This is a genomic window from Nocardiopsis sp. CNR-923 (genome assembly GCF_001942255.1).
In the GTDB taxonomy this organism is placed as follows: domain Bacteria; phylum Actinomycetota; class Actinomycetes; order Streptosporangiales; family Streptosporangiaceae; genus Nocardiopsis.
Window position 1 is genome coordinate 12,577 of record NZ_MKKC01000077.1, and the last position, 21,560, is coordinate 34,136.

General features: G+C 72.4%; 9 protein-coding genes and 7 pseudogenes. 3 read left to right on the forward strand and 13 right to left on the reverse strand.

Going from position 1 to position 21,560, the window contains the following annotated elements:
- The first annotated feature begins 713 nt into the window (after nucleotides 1–713).
- Nucleotides 714–1,625: a neutral zinc metallopeptidase gene (locus BJF83_RS11490; RefSeq protein ID WP_316042257.1), complete on the forward strand. Its 912-nt coding sequence runs from the start codon at nucleotides 714–716 to the stop codon at nucleotides 1,623–1,625.
- Here BJF83_RS11490 and BJF83_RS11495 read toward each other — a convergent pair.
- The 8 genes and pseudogenes from BJF83_RS11495 to BJF83_RS11530 form a co-directional block, all read right to left on the reverse strand.
- Entirely contained in the window at nucleotides 1,609–3,006 is a 1,398-nt protein-coding gene (locus BJF83_RS11495; protein WP_075926275.1) for an FAD-dependent oxidoreductase, read from the reverse strand. The genes BJF83_RS11490 and BJF83_RS11495 overlap by 17 nt on opposite strands.
- A 232-nt stretch (nucleotides 3,007–3,238) precedes the next feature.
- A pseudogene (dxs, locus tag BJF83_RS11500) lies at nucleotides 3,239–5,154 on the reverse strand (1-deoxy-D-xylulose-5-phosphate synthase).
- Nucleotides 5,155–5,434: 280 nt separating this feature from the next.
- A complete protein-coding gene (locus tag BJF83_RS11505; RefSeq protein WP_394329325.1) occupies nucleotides 5,435–6,100 on the reverse strand; it encodes a sulfite exporter TauE/SafE family protein in 666 nt (221 codons plus the stop codon).
- A 163-nt stretch (nucleotides 6,101–6,263) separates the two neighbouring features.
- Nucleotides 6,264–7,499 carry a styrene monooxygenase/indole monooxygenase family protein gene (locus BJF83_RS11510; RefSeq protein WP_075926277.1) on the reverse strand — a complete coding sequence of 412 codons (1,236 nt, stop codon included), beginning with the start codon at nucleotides 7,497–7,499 and terminating at the stop codon, nucleotides 6,264–6,266.
- 301 nt (nucleotides 7,500–7,800) lie between these two features.
- Complete coding sequence (locus BJF83_RS11515; protein WP_075926278.1) at nucleotides 7,801–9,081, reverse strand: sugar ABC transporter permease; 1,281 nt, start codon at nucleotides 9,079–9,081, stop codon at nucleotides 7,801–7,803.
- Nucleotides 9,081–9,877: pseudogene (locus BJF83_RS11520) on the reverse strand (ATP-binding cassette domain-containing protein). The gene BJF83_RS11515 and the pseudogene BJF83_RS11520 overlap by 1 nt, the downstream one beginning before the upstream one ends.
- Nucleotides 9,878–9,962: 85 nt before the next feature.
- Nucleotides 9,963–11,107, reverse strand: a pseudogene (locus tag BJF83_RS11525) (sugar ABC transporter substrate-binding protein).
- Between the two features lie 312 nt (nucleotides 11,108–11,419).
- A pseudogene (locus BJF83_RS11530) lies at nucleotides 11,420–12,594 on the reverse strand (ROK family protein).
- Between the two features lie 156 nt (nucleotides 12,595–12,750).
- On the opposite strand from BJF83_RS11530, the pseudogene BJF83_RS11535 reads away from it, so the two are divergent.
- Nucleotides 12,751–13,322, forward strand: a pseudogene (locus BJF83_RS11535) (uridine kinase).
- Nucleotides 13,323–13,341: 19 nt separating this feature from the next.
- Here BJF83_RS11535 and BJF83_RS11540 read toward each other — a convergent pair.
- Nucleotides 13,342–14,214, reverse strand: coding sequence for an alpha/beta hydrolase (locus BJF83_RS11540; protein ID WP_075926279.1), 873 nt, complete (start codon nucleotides 14,212–14,214; stop codon nucleotides 13,342–13,344).
- A gap of 137 nt (nucleotides 14,215–14,351) precedes the next feature.
- Here BJF83_RS11540 and BJF83_RS11545 point away from each other — a divergent pair, with 137 nt between their 5' ends.
- The gene (locus BJF83_RS11545; RefSeq protein ID WP_075926280.1) at nucleotides 14,352–15,026 is read left to right on the forward strand and encodes a TetR/AcrR family transcriptional regulator; all 675 of its coding nucleotides are present in this window, start codon (nucleotides 14,352–14,354) and stop codon (nucleotides 15,024–15,026) included.
- Between the two features lie 16 nt (nucleotides 15,027–15,042).
- Here BJF83_RS11545 and BJF83_RS11550 read toward each other — a convergent pair whose 3' ends face one another.
- The 4 genes and pseudogenes from BJF83_RS11550 to acnA all read right to left on the reverse strand — a co-directional run bounded on the left by BJF83_RS11550 (nucleotide 15,043) and on the right by acnA (nucleotide 21,444).
- The gene (locus BJF83_RS11550; protein WP_075926281.1) at nucleotides 15,043–15,723 is read right to left on the reverse strand and encodes a potassium channel family protein; all 681 of its coding nucleotides are present in this window, start codon (nucleotides 15,721–15,723) and stop codon (nucleotides 15,043–15,045) included.
- A 278-nt stretch (nucleotides 15,724–16,001) separates the two neighbouring features.
- Nucleotides 16,002–17,222 carry a hypothetical protein gene (locus BJF83_RS28955; RefSeq protein ID WP_262391474.1) on the reverse strand — a complete coding sequence of 407 codons (1,221 nt, stop codon included), beginning with the start codon at nucleotides 17,220–17,222 and terminating at the stop codon, nucleotides 16,002–16,004.
- A 236-nt stretch (nucleotides 17,223–17,458) separates the two neighbouring features.
- Nucleotides 17,459–18,211, reverse strand: a pseudogene (locus tag BJF83_RS28960) (serine/threonine-protein kinase); the annotation flags it as partial.
- A 522-nt stretch (nucleotides 18,212–18,733) separates the two neighbouring features.
- Nucleotides 18,734–21,444, reverse strand: a pseudogene (acnA, locus tag BJF83_RS11560) (aconitate hydratase AcnA).
- Nucleotides 21,445–21,560: the final 116 nt, after the last annotated feature.

A 21,560-nucleotide genomic window follows, 5' to 3' on the forward strand; every position in this document is an offset into this window, starting at 1 on the left:
GGACCCCGTGGAGCACCCACCCGGCGGTGACCGACCCGGGAACGAGGAACCCCTGCCTCGATCACCCGGGCCGGGAGACACCGCCCACCCAACCCTGCCACCCCCGAACCCCACCGGCCCCACCCCCGAGCCAGCTCCCCACGGACCCCCACTCCCCCCACCGCCCCGCCGCACATGACGGCGTCCCGCCCCCAGTACCCGGGCGGTCACCCGTGGGCGGCTCCTCAGGCGTCCCAGGGTTTCCCGGGAGGCCGGACGCCCCCCGTCCCTTCGGACACCGGGATCCACCCGCCCCAGAGTCCCCAGGCGCCCACGCTCTCCAGGAGACCAGAACGTCGTCCGAGGCAGCGGGGGAAACCCACGGGACCCAAGCTTTCCAGCGGCCTCGAACAGTGCAGGGGACACACGCATCACCTGAGGCAACGCAGCAGGTCCAGGGGCCGTGGGAACCCCGGGCGGCACCTGGGGGAACCCAGGCGTACCCATGGCCTCCAGCGGCCCACGGGGCCCAGGCGTTCCAGGGCAGGCAGGACACCCCGCGTCTCCAGGGCCCGCCCCCGGGTCCGCGCACCGCCCTCCCCCAGGGCGCGCACCAGGGGTTCGGGAACGCGTGGAACCCTTACTCCGGCTGGGCCGGGGCCCCGCCGGCGGGCTGGGCTCCCCCGCACACGTGGTACCCGCCGCGACCACCGCGCCGCCGCACCGGCAGGAACGTGCTGTTCGGCACCGCGGTCGCGGGGGCGGTCGCGCTCTCGGCACTGGCCGCGAGCGTCGTGACCGTGGTCAGCACCCCGCGCGAGGAGCCCTCGGCGGGCGGAGCCGACGTCTCCCTGTACTACGAGGCCGCCCTGACCGCGGCCCCGAACCCGGTGGATGTCGGCCTCGACGACCACCCCCTGTACTCCGCCGCCGTGCCCACGACGGTCGAGTGCGACCCGCCCGATCTGGACATCGACTCCGACGAGTCCTGGGAGGTGTTCGCCGACGCGACCGGGGAGTGCCTGGACACACTGTGGGAACCGGTGATGAACGGGCTCGGGCTCCACTCCGAGACACCGGACATCACGGTCACCCGCGAGTCCCCCGACTCGGGCGAGGAGGAGGGCTACACGCTCGCCTACTACGAGAGCGACCACACCCGCATCACCGTCGTCCTACCCAACGTCCGCGAGCTCGGCGCGTTCGTCCCCGACGAGGACCAGGAGGAGGTCTGGGTGGCCCTCATGGGGCACGAGTACGGCCACCACGTCCAGTTCGCGACAGGCATCCTCGACCTCTCCCACCAGTTGGAGTTCGGGTCCAAGGACGAGGACGAGCGCCTGGAGGCGTTGCGCCGGACCGAGCTCCAGGCCGAGTGCTTGGCCGGGATCGGCCTGCGGGCGATCATGGACGGCGACGCCGAGGCGCTGGGCGTCGTCGACGAGCACTTCACGCCGGCGGCGACCTGGACACCCACGGCAGCGCGGTCAACCGCTCGTTCTGGCTGGAGGAAGGCTGGTCAGGAGAAACCGTGGAGGGCTGCAACACCTACGGGGCCGAGGCGCGCCGAGTCTCCTGAGCACCGCCCCGCCCACGCCGCGGGTCGGCGGGGGCGGGGCTCGGCGTGCCTCAGCCGCCTTCGATGACCTCACGGTAGGCGCCCCAGCCGTGCAGCTTGACCCGTTCCCCGCGGTCGAGCCGTTCGGCCTGCTCCGCCTCGGCGCTGTCGATGCGCAGCCAGTCGCCGTAGCCGCTGTGCCCGATTCCCAGCTCGTCCAGGAGCGCCTCCAACGGGACCAGGTCCGGTGCGCCCGAGCGCAGCGTCGGCGCGTCGTCGAGGAGCGAGCGGACGGTCCCGGCGGCGTCGGACTTGTTCGTGCCGATCACCCCGGTTGCGCCGCGCTTGATCCATCCGGCCACGTAGTCGCCGGGGACGGGCCGACCCGCGGTGTCCAGCACCCGGCCCGCCTCCTGCGGGACGGTCCGCTCGACCGGGTCGAAGGGGACGCCGGGCAGCGGCACCCCGGCGTACCCGACCGACCGAAGCACCATCCCGACGTCGAGCAGGGTGGTTTGCCCGGTTCCCGCCAGGTGCCCGTCGGGGTCCAGACGCGTGTGCTCCAACCGGACACCGGTCACCCGGTCGGTTCCCAGGATCTCCTCCGGACGCACCCAGAAGTGCAGCCGGACACTGCGCGCGCACCCGCGCGGGGCGCGCCGTGCCTGATCGGACAGCAGCCGCAGGTTGGTGCGCGCCGCCCGGGCCACCTGGTGCACCTCGGGGGCGGGACCGCCCACGTCGGCGGGGTCGATGTCGACCTGCTCGGCGGAGACGACCACGTCCACGTCCGGCAGGGCGAGAAGGTCGCGCAGCTCGGGCGCGGTGAACTTCGCCTGGAGCGGGCCGCGCCTGGCCAGCAGGTGGACGACGCGCACACTGCTGGCGGCCAGGGCCTCCAGGACGGGCTGGGGGATGTCGGTGTGCCGGAGTTCGTCGGCGGTCTTGACCAGGATGCGCGCCACGTCCAGGGCCACGTTGCCGGCCCCCACCACGGCGACCTCCTCCGCGCCCAGGACGAACCGCTCCAGTTCGCTGTCGGGGTGGCCGCAGTACCAGTTGACGAAGTCGGTGGCGGCGACGCTTCCGGGCAGGTCCTCGCCGGGGACGCCCAGTCGGCGGTCGACGCTGGCGCCGGTCGCGTACACCACTGCGTGGTGTGTGCGGGCCAGGTGGGCGCGGGTGAGGGCGGCCCCGAACTCGACCCCGCCGACGAAGCGCACGTGCGGGTGCTCCAGAACCTTGCGCAGCGCGCGGGCCACGCCCTTGATCTTGGTGTGGTCGGGGGCCACGCCGTAGCGGACCAGACCGTAGGGGGTGGGCAGCCGGTCCATGACGTCCACCCGGACGGGGACGCGGCTCTGGCGGATGAGCGCGTCGGCCGCGTAGATGCCCGCCGGCCCGGATCCGATCACGGCCACCCGGAGCGGCTCGCCGGCGCGCTGCTGGTCGGGGTCGGGAACGGTCATGGTTCCATTCTGACAGCTCCAGGGCCCGTGCCGGGCGCATGTGGAGGGCGTCCCCGCGTCGGGGACGCCCTCGTCCACGCGGATCCGGCCGGGATCGGCTCCCGGCTTACCCGGGCAGCGTCCTGGGGTGTGGCTCGGGCTCCGCCGGGGCGCCAGGAGGCCAGGACCGCGCCGCGGGCGTCCGTCTGGGCCGACGCGAGGCGCGGTGAGCCCCGTCAGAGCCAGGCTCCGGTCAGGACGCGGCCACCGGGGACGCGGCGGACTCGGTGTGACGGGAGACGGTCTCGGTGAGCTTTCGGGAGAGCTCCTGGGGGGTCAGGCCCTGCTGCTGGAGGATGCGGTCCCGCTTGGCGTGGTCGAGGAACTCCTGCTCGATGCCGAAGGTGCGCACGGGCACGTCGACGTCGTTGTCGCGCAGCAGACGGGCGACGGCGTCACCGACGGCGCCGGTGCGGCCGTTGTCCTCGATGACGGCCACGACGCCGTGCTCGGCGGCCTCGGCGACCAGGGCCCCGTCCAGGGGCTTGACCCACATCGGGTCGACGACGGTGACGCCGATACCCTGGTCGGCCATCCGGTCGGCGACCTCACAGGCGACCTGGGCCATGCTGCCGACGCCCACGACGAGCAGGTCCTTGGAACGGCCGCCCTCGGTGGCCCGGCGCAGCAGGTCCATGGATCCGACCCGGCCGATCGCGTCGAGGTGCTCGGCGACCGCGCCCTTGGGGTAGCGCACCACCGTGGGGGCGTCCTCGACCGCCACGGCCTCGCGCAGGAGGCGGCGCAGGCGCTCGGCGTCGCGCGGGGCGGCCAGGCGCAGGCCCGGCACGACCTGAAGGATCGACAGGTCCCACATGCCGTTGTGGCTGGCGCCGTCGTTGCCGGTCACCCCGGCGCGGTCCAGGCAGAAGGTGACCCCCTGCCGGTGCAGCGCGGCGTCCATGAGGACCTGGTCGAAGCACCGGTTGAGGAAGGTGGCGTAGACGGCGACCACGGGGTGGAGGCCGTTCATGGCCATGCCGGTGGCGGCGGTGGCGGCGTGCTGCTCGGCGATGCCGACGTCGAAGCAGCGGTCGGGGTAGGCGGCGGCGAACTTGTTCAGCCCCGTGGGGTAGAGCATGGCCGCGGTGATGGCGACGACGTCCTCGCGCTCGGCGCCGATCTCGACCATGGTCTCGCCGAAGACCGACGTCCACTTCTCCGCCTTGGGGCCGGGTTTGGCCTGGCCGGTGTCGACGTCGAAGGGGCCGGGGGCGTGGAACTGGTCCTCGTCGTGGTTCTCGGCGGGGGCGTAGCCCTTGCCCTTCTGCGTGATGCAGTGGACGATCACGGGTCCGCCGAAGTCACGGGCGCGGCGCAGCGCCTTCTCCAGCGCGGGTTCGTCGTGCCCGTCGATGGGACCGAGGTACTTCAACCCCAGGTCCTCGAACATCATCTGCGGCTGGATCGCGTCCTTGACGCCCTTCTTCAGGCCGTGCAGGGCCTCGTACAGGGGCTGGCCGACGACGGGCGTCCGGTTGAGCGTGGTCTTGGCCAGGTCGAGCGCCTGCTCGTAGCCGGGGGTCAGACGCAGGGAGGCCAGGTGGTCGGCGATGCCGCCCCGCGTGGGCGAGTAGGAGCGGCCGTTGTCGTTGACCACGATGACCAGGCGCCGGTTCCTCCTCTCGGCGATGTTGTTGAGCGCCTCCCAGGCCATGCCGCCGGTGAGGGCGCCGTCGCCGATCACCGCGACCACCGTACGGTCGCGGCGGCCCCTGACCTCGTTGGCCCGGGCCATGCCGTCGGCGTAGGACAGGGCCGTGGAGGCGTGCGAGTTCTCGATGAAGTCGTGCTCGGACTCGGCCCGGGACGGGTACCCGGACAGTCCGCCCTCGGACTTGAGGTCGGTGAAGTCGTGGCGGCCGGTGAGCACCTTGTGCGCGTAGGCCTGGTGACCGGTGTCGAAGAGGATGGGGTCCTTGGGCGAGTCGAAGACCCGGTGCAGGGCGATGGTCAGTTCGACGACGCCGAGGCTGGGACCGAGGTGGCCGCCGGTCTGCGCACAGGAGTCGACCAGGAAGTCTCTGATCTCCCGCGCCAGCTTGGAAGCTGGTCGGCCGGGAGCTTCTTGAGCGCTTCCGGATTGTGTATCGACTCGAACAGTGCCACTGTCTCGTCAGTCCCCTCGTCCAACGTGTCCGCGTGAGTTTGCCGTCTCCGGACGGTGACCTGGCCCGGATTTGGCTACCCGCAGGTATGCGTACCCGAGTCTATGAGCCCGTGTCCACGGGTCGCACCCGGGACGGGATCGGGTCGGCGCTCCCGGTCGGAGCCGCCCGCGCCCCGGAACGCTCCGGCCCGACGACGCGTGCGCGGACACCGGCCCCACACGGTTTTCTCGCGTACATTACTCGCTCCTGAACACGGCATTGCCCCTCCCCCACCGACGCTAACCGAGGACGGCCCTCGTGAGCAGGCCGATCGCCGAGACCGTGACCACACACAACATCGCCACGCGCAGCCGGGCCGCCTCGATGCGGCGGCGCACGACGTTGCCCAACGCGAACCCGGCCCCGACGAACGGGATCGCGGCGACCCCCACGACGGCCGTCCGCGAGTCCAGCTGCCCGCCCATCCCGAGCGCGGCGAGTGAGACGGTCGCGCCGAGCAGGAAGAAGGCGGCCAGCGTGGCTCGCACCCGCGAGGGCGGTTCGTCCTGGTAGAGCAGCGCCATCGGCGGGCCGCCCACCGACGTGGCGGTGCCCGTGAACCCGGACAGGCATCCGGCGACGACGAGGGAGCCCGGGCTGATCCGCACCCGGAAGGACCGCACGGACAGCGCCACCGCGATGAGCACCATGGCGCCGACCAGGCCAGCCAGTGCCCCGGGCGGGAGGGTGGCGACCACCCACACGCCCACCGCCGTCCCCGGGATCCGGGCGGGCAGCCCCCAGGCCACCCCCTTCCAGTCCACGTGCCGCCACTCCTGGAACAGCGTGAACAGGGGGAGCAGAACCGCGGCGATGAGCATCGCCCCCGGCATGAGCGTCGGGTCCAGGAGGGAGATGACCGGCGCCGCCACCAGCCCCAGGCCGAGTCCGACCGTGCTCTGCACGGCCGCCCCCGCGAGAACGGCCGTCCCGGCCAGGAGGACGAAGACCCAGGCGTCCGCCGCGCGAGCGGCCCGAGGGAGACGGGTTCCAGGAGTGCTGTGTTCATCAGGGGGCGAACGCTACATGTCCACCCACCGATCGGGATTGAGAGGTCAGCTCATGGGATCACAGAGCGTGGACGGGCCCGCGGACACCGTCGGCGTACTCCATGGCCCGCTCGGGGTGCAGGAACCAGTCGATGAGGCCGCTCGGGTCACTGAAGGAGTCGGCGAAGCGGTCGGCGGTCGGCTGGTGCTCGGCGGCCAGACGAAACAGGTCCCACACGTGACGGGGACCGGAGAGCATGACCCTGCTCCACGCGGTCACGTGACGGGCCTGCTGCCAGTATGAGGCGAAGGCCCGGCGCATGAACGGCTCGTCGAACGGCCGTGCGCCGTGGTCGACGATCGCGCGGCGGTAGACGTCGGCGCACAGGGAGGCCATGTTCGCCCCCTGCGCGGTGACAGGGTCGTTGGTGACCACGGTGTCGGCCATACCCAGCACGGCGGTGCCACGGGGCAGTCGGGCGACGGGCTGGCGGACGACCGGGGCGTAGGCGCCGCGCAGCGTGGCCCCGGGATCGGCGGGCCGGGCGTGGACGAAGCGCTCGTACTCCCGGGGCGCGTGCTCTCGGAGCAGGTCCGCCAGTCCGGCGTACACCTCCTCGGCGGACGCGTCGGGGGCCGTGGGACGGTCCATCGGCCCTCCCGGCACGGCCTCGACCATCACCGCGTGGCACGGCCCGGTCAGGGAGTACGTGGGCAGGCTGATCACCTCACCGACTCCGGGGAGCGCGGTCCGGCTCAGGACAGCGCCCTCGGGGTGGGGCTCGGCGCCCGTGACGTAGGCCGCCGTGAGGATGCGCTGGGGAGCGCCGGAGACCGCCCGCACAGCGTCCTGCGGGAAGATCCGCGACATCTCGCCCCGTCCCGCGGCGACGACGGTCAGGTCGTGGTCGCGGGCGAGTTCCTCCAGTTCGCCGACCGTGACCCGGCGGCGGAGGAACCGGCCGCCGTCGCGAACGAACCGCTCCAGCCACGCGGAGAGGCTGAGCCGCTGGTCGACGGACTGGGCGGGCTCGTTCAGCCGACCGACCCAGGACACGTCGGGGTCCGCCGTTCCCGTGACCCTGACCCCGACCCCCTCGATGAGCGGCGCGCGGCCCTGCCACAGGGACAGCCCGTGGCGCCGTTCGCGGCGCAGGGCGGGCCCGAAGAGGCACTGGGTGGACAGCACCGGTCCCGCGCGCAGTTCCTCAGGGCCGCGCGGGCTGACCAGCGTCACCTCGTAGTCCTCGGCGAGCAGGCCGATGCCGAGCTGGAGACCGGACGGGCCCGCGCCGATGACGAGAATCCTTCGCATGCGTTTCCTCCTGGGATAGACGCCTCGGAACCCGGTGGGCGCACCGGTGCGGCCGTCATCCGGGCACGGCTGATGGACCGACGTGCGGGCGGAGTGCCCGGGGCCGAGGCGGTCGGTCGCGACGAACGTAACAGCGGCCGCGCGCGGGCCCCGTCCGGGTACGGGTTCCGTGGAAGGGACCGGGGCCGTCGCGTGCGCGCACGCGACGGCCCCGGTCCGACGGGAGGTCCGGACCGGAGCGGGGTGGCCGGGAGTGGCGGGGGCCGCCCTCCCGGGGGGAGCGGGGCGCCCGCCCCGCTTCCTAGGCGCCGCCCCGGGCGTGGGTCTTGCGCCCGCGCCGGGAGACCGCGTCCAGGATGACCGCGATCAGCAGGACCGCCGCGGTGATCATGAACCGGACCGAGGTGTCCATCTGGAGCAGGAGCAGACCGGAGGTGATCGCGCCCAGGACCAGACCGCCCAGGAGGGCGGAGTAGGCGTTGCCGCGACCGCCGAAGAGACTGGTCCCGCCGATGACCGCCGCGGCGATGGCCATCATCAGCTCGGCCCCGCCGCCGGTGGACACGCTCGCCGCGAAGTTGCGCGAGACCAGCATGATCCCTCCGAGCGCGGCCAGCGCTGACGCGATACCGAACACCGACACGCGGATGAGGTCCACGTTGACGCCCGCGCGCCGGGCCGCCTCGGCGTTGCCGCCCACCGCGTAGACCATGCGCCCGTAGCGGGTCTTGCGCAGGACCAGGTCCAGCAGGACCACGAACCCGACGAAGACGAGGAAGGCCAGCGGGACCCCGTTGTACTGGTTGAGCGTCCACACGCCGCCGATCAGCGGGAGCGCCAGCATCCCGGTCCGCGCCAGGACCTGGACCGGAGCGCGGTACGGCAGGCCGGACAGGCGCCTGCGGCGTTCGGCGGTCAGGGCGCAGACCAGGTACAGGGCCAGGGTCGCGGCCGCGATGGCCCAGCCCAGGAACGGGACGAAGTAGGTCTGGGTCAGGAGTGCGATGGGGCCGCTGGAGCTGGTGCTGATCGTGCCGTCGCTGCCCATGAGGTACAGGTGCGTGCCCTGCCAGCCCAGGAGACCCGCCAGGGTGACGACGAAGGCGGGCACGCCCACCTTGGCGAAGATCACTCCGTGCAGGAGCCCGATCAGGAGTCCGACGCCGAGGGCGGCCAGGATGGCCAGCCACTCGTTGACCCCGTGGCGTACGGCGAGCACCGCGAGCACGGCGGCGGACAGACCGGCGACCGAGCCGATGGACAGGTCGATCTCACCGAGCAGCAGCACCATGATCACGCCGGTGGTCATAAGGCCGATCGCGGCGATCTGCACGGTCAGGTTGGACAGGTTCTGCGGCGAGAGGAACCGGTCGTTGAGCGATTGGAAGACGACCGCGATGAGGACGAGCCCGACGACGACCGGGACCGGGCCGAGCTCGCCGCCGCGCACGTTGCGTCGGAGGGCCTGGATCCAGCCGCGCGGGGAGGCCGCGGTGACGAGCAGTCGGGGGTCGCGCGCGGCCTCGGTCGGCGCCGTTTCCGTGGCGGTGTCCTCGTGGGTGAGGTGTGTCTGCTGGGTCATCAGTGGTCCTTCGTGGCCACGGCGGAGGCGCCGGTGCGTTCGGAGCGGCGGGTGACCGGGTTGTCGGTGGCGCCGGTGATGGCGGCCACGATCTCCTCGTAACTGGTCTCCGCGATGGGGAAGTCCCCGGCGTTGCGGCCCAGCCGCAGCACCACGGCGCGGTCGGCGACCGCGCGGACGTCGGCCATGTTGTGGCTGATCAGCACCACGCCCAGGCCCTGGTCGCGCAGTCGCTCGATGAGGTCGAGCACCTGCGCGGTCTGGGCGACGCCCAGCGCCGCGGTCGGCTCGTCCAGCATGACGACGCGGGGTTGGCCCAGCAGGGAGCGGGCGATGGCGATGATCTGCCGCTGGCCTCCGGACAGCGCGGAGACGGGGACGCGCAGGTCGGGGATGCGCACCGAGAGTGAGTCCAGGAGCTCACGGGCCCGGCTCTCCATGGCCACCTCGTCGAGGGTGCCCGGGAAGTGCAGCTGTTCGTTGCCGAGGAACAGGTTGGCGACGATGTCCAGGTTGTCGCACAGGGCGAGGTCCTGGTAGATGGTCGCGATGCCGAGCCGTTGGGCGTCGGAGGGCGAACCGATGCCGACCGGCCGCCCGTCCCACGCGATGGTCCCGCCGGTGTCGGCGGGGTGGGCCCCGGCGATCACCTTGACCAGGGTGGACTTGCCAGCTCCGTTGTCACCGAGCAGGGCGACGACCTCTCCGGCCGCGACGTGGAAGTCGACCTGGCTGAGGGCGCGGACGGCCCCGAAGGTCTGGAGATCCTGGACAGTTCCAGGACGGGTGTGCTCATGGTGCTGGTGTCTCTTTCCTCGCCCCCATGGCGGGCCGACCGGTCGGACCCGGCCCGCCCGCCGTCAGGACGTCGCGCCGTGGACCTACAGGGCTTCCTGGCAGAACTCGGTGTCGGCGTAGTCGTCGGTGCAGATCTCCTCGATCGAGTGGAGACCGTCGGAGACGACCGTGTCGCCGATGTTCTCCTCGGTCACCGCGATCGGATCGAGCAGGACGGACGGGACGGGCTCGCCGTCGGCGTCCTCGACGTCGGTGAGGGTGTACTCGCCCGCGTCGAGATCCTGGCCGGTGGCCAGGGCGACCGCCATGGCGGCGGCGATCTCGGCCTCGGGTCGGATCGCCTTGTAGACGGTCATGTACTGCTCACCGGCGATGATCCGCTGGATGCCGTGGAGTTCGGCGTCCTGACCGGTGACGGGGGGCAGGTCCTCGGTGTCGACGCCCGCGCTGCGCAGGGCGGAGATGATGCCCGAGGCCATGCCGTCGTTGGCCGAGTAGACGCCGATGATCTCGTCCACTCCCAGGGAGGTGATGGCGCCCTCCATCTGGCTGTTGGCCTGGTCGGGTGACCAGTCGGGGGTGTCGAACTCCTGGCCGACGTCGATCTGCCCGTCCAGGATCTCGTGGGCGCCCGACTTGAAGTCGGCGGCGTTCGGGTCGGTGGGCGAGCCGTTGATCACGACGATCTGGCCGTCGCCCGCGGTGCCCTGCCGCTCGATCGCCTCCAGGAGCGCCTGCGCCTGGACCTGGCCGACGCGGACGTTGTCGAAGGACACGTACATGTCCACGCCGCCCTGGGCGAGGCGGTCGTAGGCGACGACGGGCACACCCTGGGACTGGGCCTCGTTCACGGTCCCGGCGGCCGCCTGGGAGTCGACCGCGCCGAGCACGAGCACGTCGACCCCGTCGGTCAGCATGGCCTGGGCCTGCGTCTGCTGTTCGTCCACGTCCTGGTCGGCGTTGGCGTAGGAGAGGTCGCAGGCGGGGCACAGATCCGCGAGGGCCTGCTCGAAGTAGGGCCGGTCGAAGGCCTCGTAGCGGGCGGTCTGGAGTTCGGGCAGGAGGAGTCCGACGTGGAAGCCTCCTCCACGCTGTGCGTCTCCCGCTCGGACTCGCCACCGGTGGTGGTGAGGGAGCCGCAACCGGAGACGAGGAGGGCGAACGCGGCGGTGGCGGCGGGGAGGGCCAGTGCGGCCGCTGGTCGGTGGAAGGTGCGTCGTGTGCTCAACGCGGGGCGCTCTCTGGACGGGGGATCGGTGGTGGGAACTCGCGAGTGATGCTGTGAAGTAGAACCCCACCGACAGCTTGACGTCAACTCATGAACACATAACTGAAACGTTACGAGCGCTGCGTTCATCAGTTAAAGTCAGCGAAATACCAGGCCAGAGCGGCGAACAGTGCGTGTGACATCGTGTGAAGGATACGCGAAACGGTCCGCGTCCAAGCTGCTCCACCCGCTCTGACCTCGCGGTACACGGGAGGAACGGCGCTGCCCACGGCACGCGTGAAGGCAAGGGCGACGGGGAGGGCGACGGCGGAGTCAGCGCGCGACGCGCGACGCCGTCCACAGCGCCCCGTACAGGGACGCGTCCCGGCCGAGCGAGCCGGACACGAGAATCAGATCCCGCAGGGCACTGCCCAGGGAACCGAACTCCATGGCCCGCCGCATCGGCTCCAACAGCAGGTCGCCAGCCTCGGCCAGACCGCCCCCGAGAGTGATCCGGTCCGGATTGAACAGGTTGGCGACGATGGCCATGCCCTGTCCCAGCGCCGACCCCGCCTCGGCGACGACGCGTCGGCAGCCCGGGTCTCCCGTGAGCGCGGCGGCGACGATGTCGCTCACCCGGGCACCGCCCGGTCCGCGGTTCACCTCGGAGTTCTGCGGCAGCATGTCCAGCAGGTAGCTCGCGCCCACGAACGTCTCCAGGCAGCCGCGGTTGCCGCACCGGCACACCGGACCACGGGGGTCGAGCGCGATGTGCCCGATCTCGCCCGCGGTGCCGCCGGCGCCCCGGAACAGCTCGCCCGACAGGACGATCCCGGCGCCCACCCCCTCTCCGATCGCGAGGTGGATCAGGTGCTCGGCGCCCTCCCCCGCGCGCGCCGACCCTCGGCCAGCGCGGCGAGGTTGGCGTCGTTCTCCGCCACCACCGGGACGCCGAGCCGTTCGACCAGGGCTTCGGCGGGGCGGAAACCCGTCCACCGGGGCACGCACGAGATGGCGCCGACCTCGCCGGTGCCCGGGTCGAGGGGACCGGGGACCGATGCGACCGCCGAGGACACCGTGTGCAGGTCGATCCGCGCGCGCTGGAGCGTGGTCTCGGCCAGCCACGCGGCCCGGCGCACGCTGCGCGCGGGGTCCGCGGCGACGTCGTAGCCGATCTCCTCGCGTGCCAGGAGGTTGCCGTCGCTGTCGCCCACGCCGACCGCGACGCGGTCCGCGGCGAAGTCGACGGCCAGGACCGTGCCCGGCGGGCGCAGGAGGGTGACCGCCCGTGCCCGGCGGCCGTTGGAGGCGGTGTCGCGGACCGAGACCGTGCCCGCCGCGCGCAGGCCGCGCACGATGTTGGACACGCTCGCGGCGGACAGGCCGGTGGCGCGGGCCAGCTCGGCCTGGGTGCGCGTGCCGTCCCGGCGCAGCACGTCCACGACGCGTCGCTCGTTGGCCTGACGCAGGGCGGACTGGGACCCGGGCGTCACGGTGGTGTCGGTCACCCGGCCCCCTCGTGATCGGTGCGTGCGACAGCGCCGCGCGCTGCTGTGAGGCATGCTACAAGGATTGAACGCAAGCGCGAACACGGGGCCACGGCTACCCTCCTGGATGTGCCAGCAGAGATCGTCCGGACCAGTGACGCCGGGTGGGAGGACCGCCTGGCCGCGGCCGTGCTGTCCCGCGTCCCGAAGCGGCGGCCGCGCGTGGTCGCGGTCGAGGGCCGGTCGGGATCGGGCAAGAGCACCGTCGCCGCGCGGCTGGGCGCCGCGCTGCACCGGGCGGGCGAGCCCTCTGCCGTGCTGACCATGGAGGACCTCTACCCGGGGTGGGAGGGGCTGTCGCTCGCCCATCGGTTCCTGCGTGAGTGGGTCCTGGAGCCGGTCGCGCGCGGCCGACGCGCGGCCTGGCGGCGCTTCGACTGGGAACTCGGCCGCTTCGGGGAGGGTTGGACGCCGCTGCCGCCGCCCCTGGCGGACGGTGCCGGCACCCTCGTCGTCGAGGGGTGCGGCTGCGGGGCCGCTCCGGCCCGCCCCCACCTCGACGTCCTGGTGTGGGTGAGCGCGACGGACGCCGAACGGGCCCGCCGGTTGGACCGCGCGCGGACGCGGCGCTGTACGCGCCCCACCGGGCCCTGTGGGCGCGGCAGGAGGAGGCGTTCCACGCCGAGCACCGCCCCCGGGAGCACGCGGACCTGGTCGTGGACACCTCGGGGACCGCGCCCACGGACTGAGGGGCGCCCGACGCGGGATTCAGTCGCCGCTGGCGCGTGTGGGCAGGTCCGCGCCCCGGACGAAGTCGGTCACGCGGTCGACCTGCTCGGGGTCCTTCAGGATGCGGTTGTGGCCCAGGCCGGTGGTGGTGACCAACCGCGACCGGTCGCCGAACGCCGCGTGCGCCCGACGGGAGTGCTCCACCGGGACCACGGGGTCGTCCTCATCGTGCAGCAGGAGCACCGGGTGGGTGAGCACGTCCGCACCGTGGGTGGTGGAGAAGCGCGCCCAGGCGGTGGTGTCCCCACCGAAGTAGTGTCCTTCGATCGACGAGCGCAGCGCCCGTGACGTCCGCGGCCGCAGCCTGAGGGCGGCCTCGAAGCCCCCGGTCGCGAACGCGAAGTCCGCCATGCCCGAGACCAGGACGACGCGGTCGGCCGCCAGTCCCTCACACAGGGCGTGGACGGCGAACGGCGCCCCCAGGGAGTGGGCCACGACCGCGCGGAACCGGCCGTGGCGATCCTGGAGCAGCTCCATGATCCTCCGTGCCTCCAGGATCGTGCCCGCGGGTCCGCCCGTGTCGCCGTGGCCCGGAGCGTCCCAGGCGACGGGGCTGTATCCGAGGTCGAGGAGGCGCCGAGCGATCGGGGCGAGTTGGGCGGCGCGCGAGCCCCAGCCGTGGACGAGCAGGACCGGGTGTTCGCCGTCGCCCCACGCGTAGGCGGCCACCCGCCAGCCGTCCACGGTGAGCCGTTCCCAGCGGGCGCTCTCGTGCAGTTCGAGCGCTCCCGGGGAGACCGGGCGGGGTCGCGGCGGCCGGGCCCACGCCCTGCGGGCCAGGGCTCCGGCGATGCGGGGGGCGGGCAGGGCGATCGTGTTGAGGGCGGCGCCGAGGAAGGAGGCGGTGTCCACGGTGGGCTCCTGGTGGCTGGAAGAAATAATACGAACGTTCGTATTATTTGTTCGCCGGTCTCGGTCCGTCAAGTGGCGGATATCCTGTCCGGACCATCGACCGACCGTTCACTCCCGCCACGTCCGTGGAGGCACCGATGACCACCAGTACCGACGGCCGGATCCTGCGGGGCGAGCAGACGCGTCGGACGGTGCTCAGGCGCGCGGTGGACATCGCGTCGGAGGAGGGGCTGGAGAGCCTGTCCCTGGGCCGACTGGCCAAGGAGCTCCAGATCAGCAAGAGCGGGGTGTTCGCGCACTTCGGCTCCAAGGAGGAGCTACAGCTCGCCGCCGTCCGGGCGGCCAGCCGGATCTACCACGACCACGTGGTGCGCGAGGCCATGGAGGCGCCCCCGGGCGTGGACCGGCTCTGGCGGCTGTGCGCGAACAAGCTCGCCTACTCGCGCGAGCGCGTGTTCTCGGGGGGCTGCTTCTTCTACACCGTGACCGCCGAGTTCGAGTCCCGTCCGGGCCGGGTGCGCGAATCCCTGGTCGCGGCGCAGCACGCGTGGCGCGGGCTCATCGTCCGCACCGCCGAGGACGCCCGCCAACTCGGTGAACTGGCGGAGGACACCGACACCGCGCTCCTCGCCTTCGAGGTGCACGCGTTCGTGGACGCGGCCAACGCGCTGTCCCTGCTGGAGGACGACCTGACCACGCCCTACGTCACGGCCCGCAGGGCCCTCGCCGCCCGGCTCGACGTGCTCGCGACCCCCGCCGCACCGCGACCGTGGGCCGACGAACCGGACGACGCGGCCACGCCCACGGACTGACGCCGCCGCCCCGTGCTCAGCCCGACGCGCCGCCGTCCCCGCGCCTCCGGGAGGGGACCCCGACGTACGCGCCGACCAGCCGGGCGATGACGGTGGTGAGGTACAGCGTGCCGATCACGGCCTCCACGGCGGCCAGGGAGCGAACCCACGGACCCGCGGGCACGATGTCCCCGTAGCCCAGCGTGACCAGGGTGACGTACGAGAAGTACATGAACCGCTGCCAGCGCATCGGGCCGTCGGGGTGGGTGGAATCGACGAAACTGCCGGGGGCGAGGATCTCCACCGCGCTGAACACGGCGGCGAACACTCCCCCGATGAGCAGGTAGACGCTGACGGCGGCCAGGATGAGGTCCAGACCGTGCGCCCCACCGCGCCGGTAGACGAACTTGAGCAGCGAGTAGACGACACCGACCTGGAAGGCGGAGACCGTGACGAACAGCCCCAGCAGCGCCACATCGTGCTCCGGGTCGACCGCCACCCACAGCCCGAAGAACGCCAGCACGACGCCGATGACCAGGACCGGCAGCACACGATCGCGCTCGCCGCGGACGACGAGCAGGCCGAAGGCGATCATCCCCGCGTAGAGCAGCATGTACAGGGCGGTCCAGCCCGGCCCGTGCAGCGTCAGCGGGTACCCGAACTGGAGCAACGCCACGAACAGCAGGAACAGGCCGAGGTTCGGACTGCGGTCGCCCACGGTCCCCCTCCCCCGACGTGTCCGCCGCGCGGCAGTGCCGCCGCCGCACCACGATGATGCGCCACGGCGACGGGCCGCGTCAGCACGACACCCCGGGAGCGGGCGGTCGGCCACGCGTCCCGCCCCTCGTCGCACCGCTGACCTGGCGGGCCCGGTGCGCGTCGGCCGCCATGGGCGCCGGCCCAGCGTGAAGGGACTGCCGCACCTGGACCGTCCGTCCAGGTCCGCTCTCTCCGAGCGTCGACACGTCCCGGGCGCGGCGACCGACCGCAGGATCGTCAGGCGCAGATCCTGCGCGCCTGCTCCAGGTCGCCCCGGATGCGTTCCACCCCCGAGGTCAGCTCCGGCAGGCGCGCGGTGGACTGCTGCAGGTCCCACACACGTCGGGCGCGCCGGGCCGCATCGCCGCAGAGCAGCCGCAGCGCGGCTCCGCTGACGGTCGCGACCACGGCTCCGACGACGCCGATCACGGTCAGCAGGTGGACGATCCAGTCCGCGGGGTAGTCGGTTCCGGCCGCGGCGCCGACGAGGGCCAGCACCGCGCCGAACGGCAGACCCAGGAACGCGTACCGGGCCGAGCGCACGACGGTGTGCAGCCGCGTCTGGAGGGCGGTCCTGCCCGCCAAAGTCTCGTGCGTGCCCCGCACCTCGGCGAACCGCCCCTCCCAGTCGCGCTGCTGATGGGCGAGCGCGCGCATCGTGGCCATGGATCCGTAGACCACGGCCGCGCACCCCGCGTTGGCGGGCAGCGGGCTGGCCTCGACGCGGCTCCACAGGATGTCGACCCAGTCCGACAGCTCCCGGTCCCCGCCGGTGTCGGGCCGCACCATCCGCTCCGGGTGGAGCAGGAAGGTGAGGATGAGCGCCGGGTTGGCCTCGGCGCGGGCCGAGCGCCAACCGGCCAGCTGGTCGACCAGTTGGCGGTGGAGGTCGATCCCAGCGCGTTCGGCCTCCTCCAGGTGATCGGCGAGCTGGCGCAGACGGCCGGGCTCGGGACTGCGGTGCGCGTCCAGGACACGAAGGACGTCCGGGCGGGCGAGCAGCGCCATCTCGTTGGCCAGCGGCGCACCGGTGAACAGCGGCCGGGGGTCGTGGAAGAGTCCGCCCAGTTCCGCCGGGGTGACGCCGCGGCCGCGGAAGACCGGTGGCAACTCGGGGCACAGTTGGGCGATGAACGAGGCGATGGCCAGGTTGGCGTCGTTGACGTGACGGCGGAACATGGAGCGGTCGACCGAGACGTCGCCGAGGTCGTCGATGATCCAGGCGCCCAGCGCCGCGCGTTCCTGCGGGTCGCTGAAGACGCGGACGGCGGCGTTCCAGTTCTGCTGCATGGCCGTGGCCAGGGAGCGGGTGTCGGTGAACCGGACGCCGACGAAGTGGTACGGGGGCACTCCGTCGTGGTGGGGCGCGCTCGGCTGGCGGTTGGCGCCGGTGACCGGGCCGCTGGCTGGCGGCGGGCCTCCAGGGGCGAGCCGGGTGTAGGCGCGGGTCGGGTCCACCGCCGCGGGCGGCTCCACACGGGTCGGGTCGACGGGGACGGGCCGCTCGACGCGCGTGGGACCGACCGGGGCCGCGGCGCTCCCCTCGATCCGGGTCCGGTCCGCGACGACCCGGGTGGCCGCGTCGGTGTCGGCGGGCGGCGGGGCGGGCTGGGAGCCGTCGCCGGGCGCGAGACGAGCTGGTTGAGCAGGGTCGCGGCGTTCGGCCGGCGGGCCGGGTCCTTGTCGAGGCAGGTGCGGACGATGTCGCGCAGGACACCGGCGAGTGCGCCGAGTTCGGGCTCGGCGCTGAGGATGCGGGCGATGCGTGAGGCCTGGGTGGGGCCGGGGAAGGCCTCGTGCCCCGTCGCGGCGTAGACCATCACCGAACCCCACGCGAAGATGTCCACGGCCGCGGTCAGGCGAACCCCCTCCAGCTGTTCGGGCGCCATGTAACCGATGGTCCCGATCACGCCGCTGGCGGTGACCGAGGTGGACTCCACGGCCTTGGCGATGCCGAAGTCGATCACGCGCGGCCCGTCCGGGGCCAGCATGATGTTCTCCGGCTTCAGGTCCCGGTGCACGACCCCGGCGGCGTGGATGGCCGCCAGCGCCGTCGCCGTGGACACCGCCAGGCGGTGCAGCTCCACACCGCTGCGGGGGCCCGTGTGGGCCACCGCGTCGTGCAGGGTGGGCCCGTCGATGAACTCCGTGGCGATCCACGGTTCGGGTGCCTCGGGATCGGCGTCCAGGATCGCGGCGACGCAGAAGCCGCTCACCCGCCTGGCCTGCTCGACCTCGGCCGTGAAGCGTCGGCGCATCTCGGGGTCCCCCGCCCAGGTGGCGTGCAGCACCTTGACGGCGGCGCGGGCGCCGTCCGGGGCCTCGCCCAGGAACACCTCCCCGAATCCGCCGCGCCCGAGCGAGCGCACCAGTCGAAAGTCACCGACGAGCCGTCCGGTGCGGTCGTGCTCCGCGCCCGGTCCGTCCTGGATCTGGGGGTCGTTCACCTTCGGCCCGTTTCTTGGTTGATGGTCACGTGGTCCTTCGACGGTGGTCGCGGCGCTGCACCCGCTCGACGAGGCCGTCCGTGAGCGTACCGAAACCGGCCGCCGGACCGGCGCACCCGTGCGCGCTCCCCGTGGCGGACAGGCGCGCGGGCGACGTGCACGACGAGCGGGGCGGCGGACACCGGGACGCGGGGAACGGCTGGGACCGGCGGGAGCACGCGGGGAGCCGACTTCCTCACGCGGGGGAGGAGGGGATCGGACATGCGGCGAGCATACCCACCACGCCCGTCGCGCGTGAGCCGGAGTGAGCGCGACGACCGTCCCGCCGCGTTCTCCTCGCCCACGAAGACGGGGGCCGCCACCGTCGGTCGGACGATGGCGGCCCCCGTTGAACCGCGTTGCGCGCCGTGTGGGCGCGGGCGGACATCCAGGGCGTGCGCAGCGGATACGGGACCGGCTACGCGTCGCTCCAGCGGCACTCCCGCCGCGTTCTCATCAATCGACGGCCGAAGCCGCCCTGTCCTACTCCGCGATGAGCTGGCGCAGCACGTACTGCAGGATGCCGCCGTTGCGGTAGTAGTCGGCCTCACCCGGGGTGTCGATGCGCACCACGCGTCGAACTCGACGCCGGTGTCGGTGCTGACCTTGACCGTGCTCGGGACACGGCCCTCGTTGAGTTCGGTCACGCCGGTGATGGAGAAGGTCTCCTCGCCGGTCAGGCCAAGGGAGTCAGCGGACCGGCTGCGGGAACTGGAGCGGCAGCACGCCCATGCCGATGAGGTTCGAGCGGTGGATGCGCTCGTAGGACTCGGTGATGACCGCGCGGACGCCCAGCAGGCGGGTGCCCTTGGCGGCCCAGTCGCGCGAGGACCCGGAACCGTACTCCTTGCCGCCCAGGACGACCAGCGGGATGTCCTGCGCCGCGTAGTTCTGCGCGGCGTCGTAGATGAACGAGACCGGCGCGTCGGGCTGGGTGAAGTCGCGGGTGTAGCCGCCCTCGGTGCCCGGCGCGATCTGGTTGCGCAGGCGGATGTTGGCGAACGTGCCCCGGATCATCACCTCGTGGTTGCCGCGGCGGGAACCGTAGGAGTTGAAGTCGCGGCGCTCGACGCCGTGGGACCTGAGGTACTCGGCCGCCGGGGTGCCCGGCTTGATCGCACCGGCCGGAGAGATGTGGTCGGTGGTGACCGAGTCGCCCAGCTTGGCCAGGACGCGGGCGCCGGTGATGTCGCCGACCGGCGCCGGGGTGGTGGCCATGCCCTCGAAGTACGGGGGCTTGCGGACGTAGGTGGACTCGTCCTCCCACTCGAAGGTGTTGCCGGTCGCGTCGGGAGCGAGCGCCAGCGCTCGTCGCCGGCGAACACGTCCGAGTAGGCGCTCTCGTACATGTCCGAGGCGATCGCGGAGTCCATGACCTCCTGGATCTCCTCGGCGGAGGGCCAGATGTCGGCCAGGTAGACCGGCTCGCCGTCCTTGCCGACGCCCAGCGGTTCGGTGGTGACGTCCACGTCCAGGGACCCGGCCAGCGCGTAGGCGACCACCAGCGGCGGCGAGGCCAGGTAGTTCATCTTCACGTCCGGGTTGATCCGGCCCTCGAAGTTGCGGTTGCCGGACAGGACCGCGGTGACCGCGAGGTCGTTGTCCTGGACCGCCTTGGAGATCTCCTCCGGCAGCGGGCCGGAGTTTCCGATGCAGGTGGTGCAGCCGTAGCCGACCAGGTTGAAGCCCAGCTTGTCCAGGTACGGGGTCAGGCCGGAGCGCTCGTAGTAGTCGGTGACGACCTTGGAGCCCGGGGCCATCGAGGTCTTGACCCACGGCTTGCGGGACAGGCCCTTGTCCACCGCCTTCTTGGCCAGCAGGGCGGCGCCCAGCATGACCGAGGGGTTGGACGTGTTGGTGCAGGAGGTGATCGCGGCGATGACGACGGCGCCGTGGTCGATCTCGGTCTCCGTGCCGTCGGCCATGGTGACCTTGGCCGCGCGGTGCGGGCGCCCGTTGGCGGTCGTGGCCGGGGCGTCGGAGGCCGGGAAGGACTCCTCGCCCGCCTCGTCGTCGGAGACGTAGTTGTTGACGTCGTGGCGCCAGGTCGGCTTGGCCTCCGACAGGGCGATGCGGTCCTGCGGGCGCTTGGGGCCGGCGATGGACGGGACGACCTCGGCCAGGTCGAGCTCCAGGTACTCGGAGAACTCGGGCTCGGCGGCCGGGTCGTGCCAGAAGCCGTTGGCCCTGGCGTAGGCCTCGGTCAGGGCGACCTGCTGCTCGGAGCGGCCGGTCAGGCGCATGTAGCGGATGGTCTCTTCGTCGATCGGGAAGATCGCGGCGGTGGAGCCGAACTCCGGGCTCATGTTGCCGATGGTGGCGCGGTTGGCCAGCGGCACCGACGCGACGCCCTCGCCGTAGAACTCCACGAACTTGCCGACCACACCGTGCTCGCGGAGCATCTCGGTGATGGTGAGCACCAGGTCGGTCGCGGTGGTGCCGGGCCTGAGCTGACCGGAGAGCTTGAAGCCGACCACGCGCGGGATGAGCATGGAGATCGGCTGGCCGAGCATGGCGGCCTCGGCCTCGATGCCGCCGACCCCCCAGCCCAGGATGCCCAGGCCGTTCTGCATGGTGGTGTGCGAGTCGGTGCCGACGCAGGTGTCGGGGTAGGCCTGGCCGCTCCGGCTCATGGTGACGCGCGCCAGGTGCTCGATGTTGGCCTGGTGCACGATGCCGGTGCCGGGCGGGACGACCTTGAACTCGTCGAAGGCCGTCTGGCCCCAGCGCAGGAACTTGTAACGCTCGTAGTTGCGCTCGTACTCGATCTCGACGTTGCGCTCGAAGGCGTCCGGGCGGCCGAAGAGGTCGACGACGACGGAGTGGTCGATGACCAGCTCGGCCGGGGCGAGCGGGTTGATCTTGTCCGGGTCGCCGCCGAGGTCGCGCACGGCCTCGCGCATGGTGGCGAGGTCGACGACGCAGGGCACGCCGGTGAAGTCCTGCATGATCACCCGCGCGGGGGTGAACTGGATCTCCTGGCTGGGCTGGGCCTTGGCGTCCCACCCACCCAGCGCGCGGATGTGGTCGGCGGTGACATTGGCACCGTCCTCGGTGCGCAGAAGGTTCTCCAGCAGCACCTTCAGGCTGTAGGGAAGTCGGTTGGCGCCCTGGACGGCGTCCAACCGGAAGATCTCGTACGACTCGTCGCCAACGCGCAACGTGTCACGGGCGCCGAAGCTGTTCGCGGACACGGTGTCTGCCTCCTGATCTCGCCACTCTGTCCCCAGCATCCTGCCCGATCGGGCGGGTGCGGGGCCTACTGAGGCCGCCCTCACCGGACTCGGGGGCCTCGGAGAGCCACGGGGCT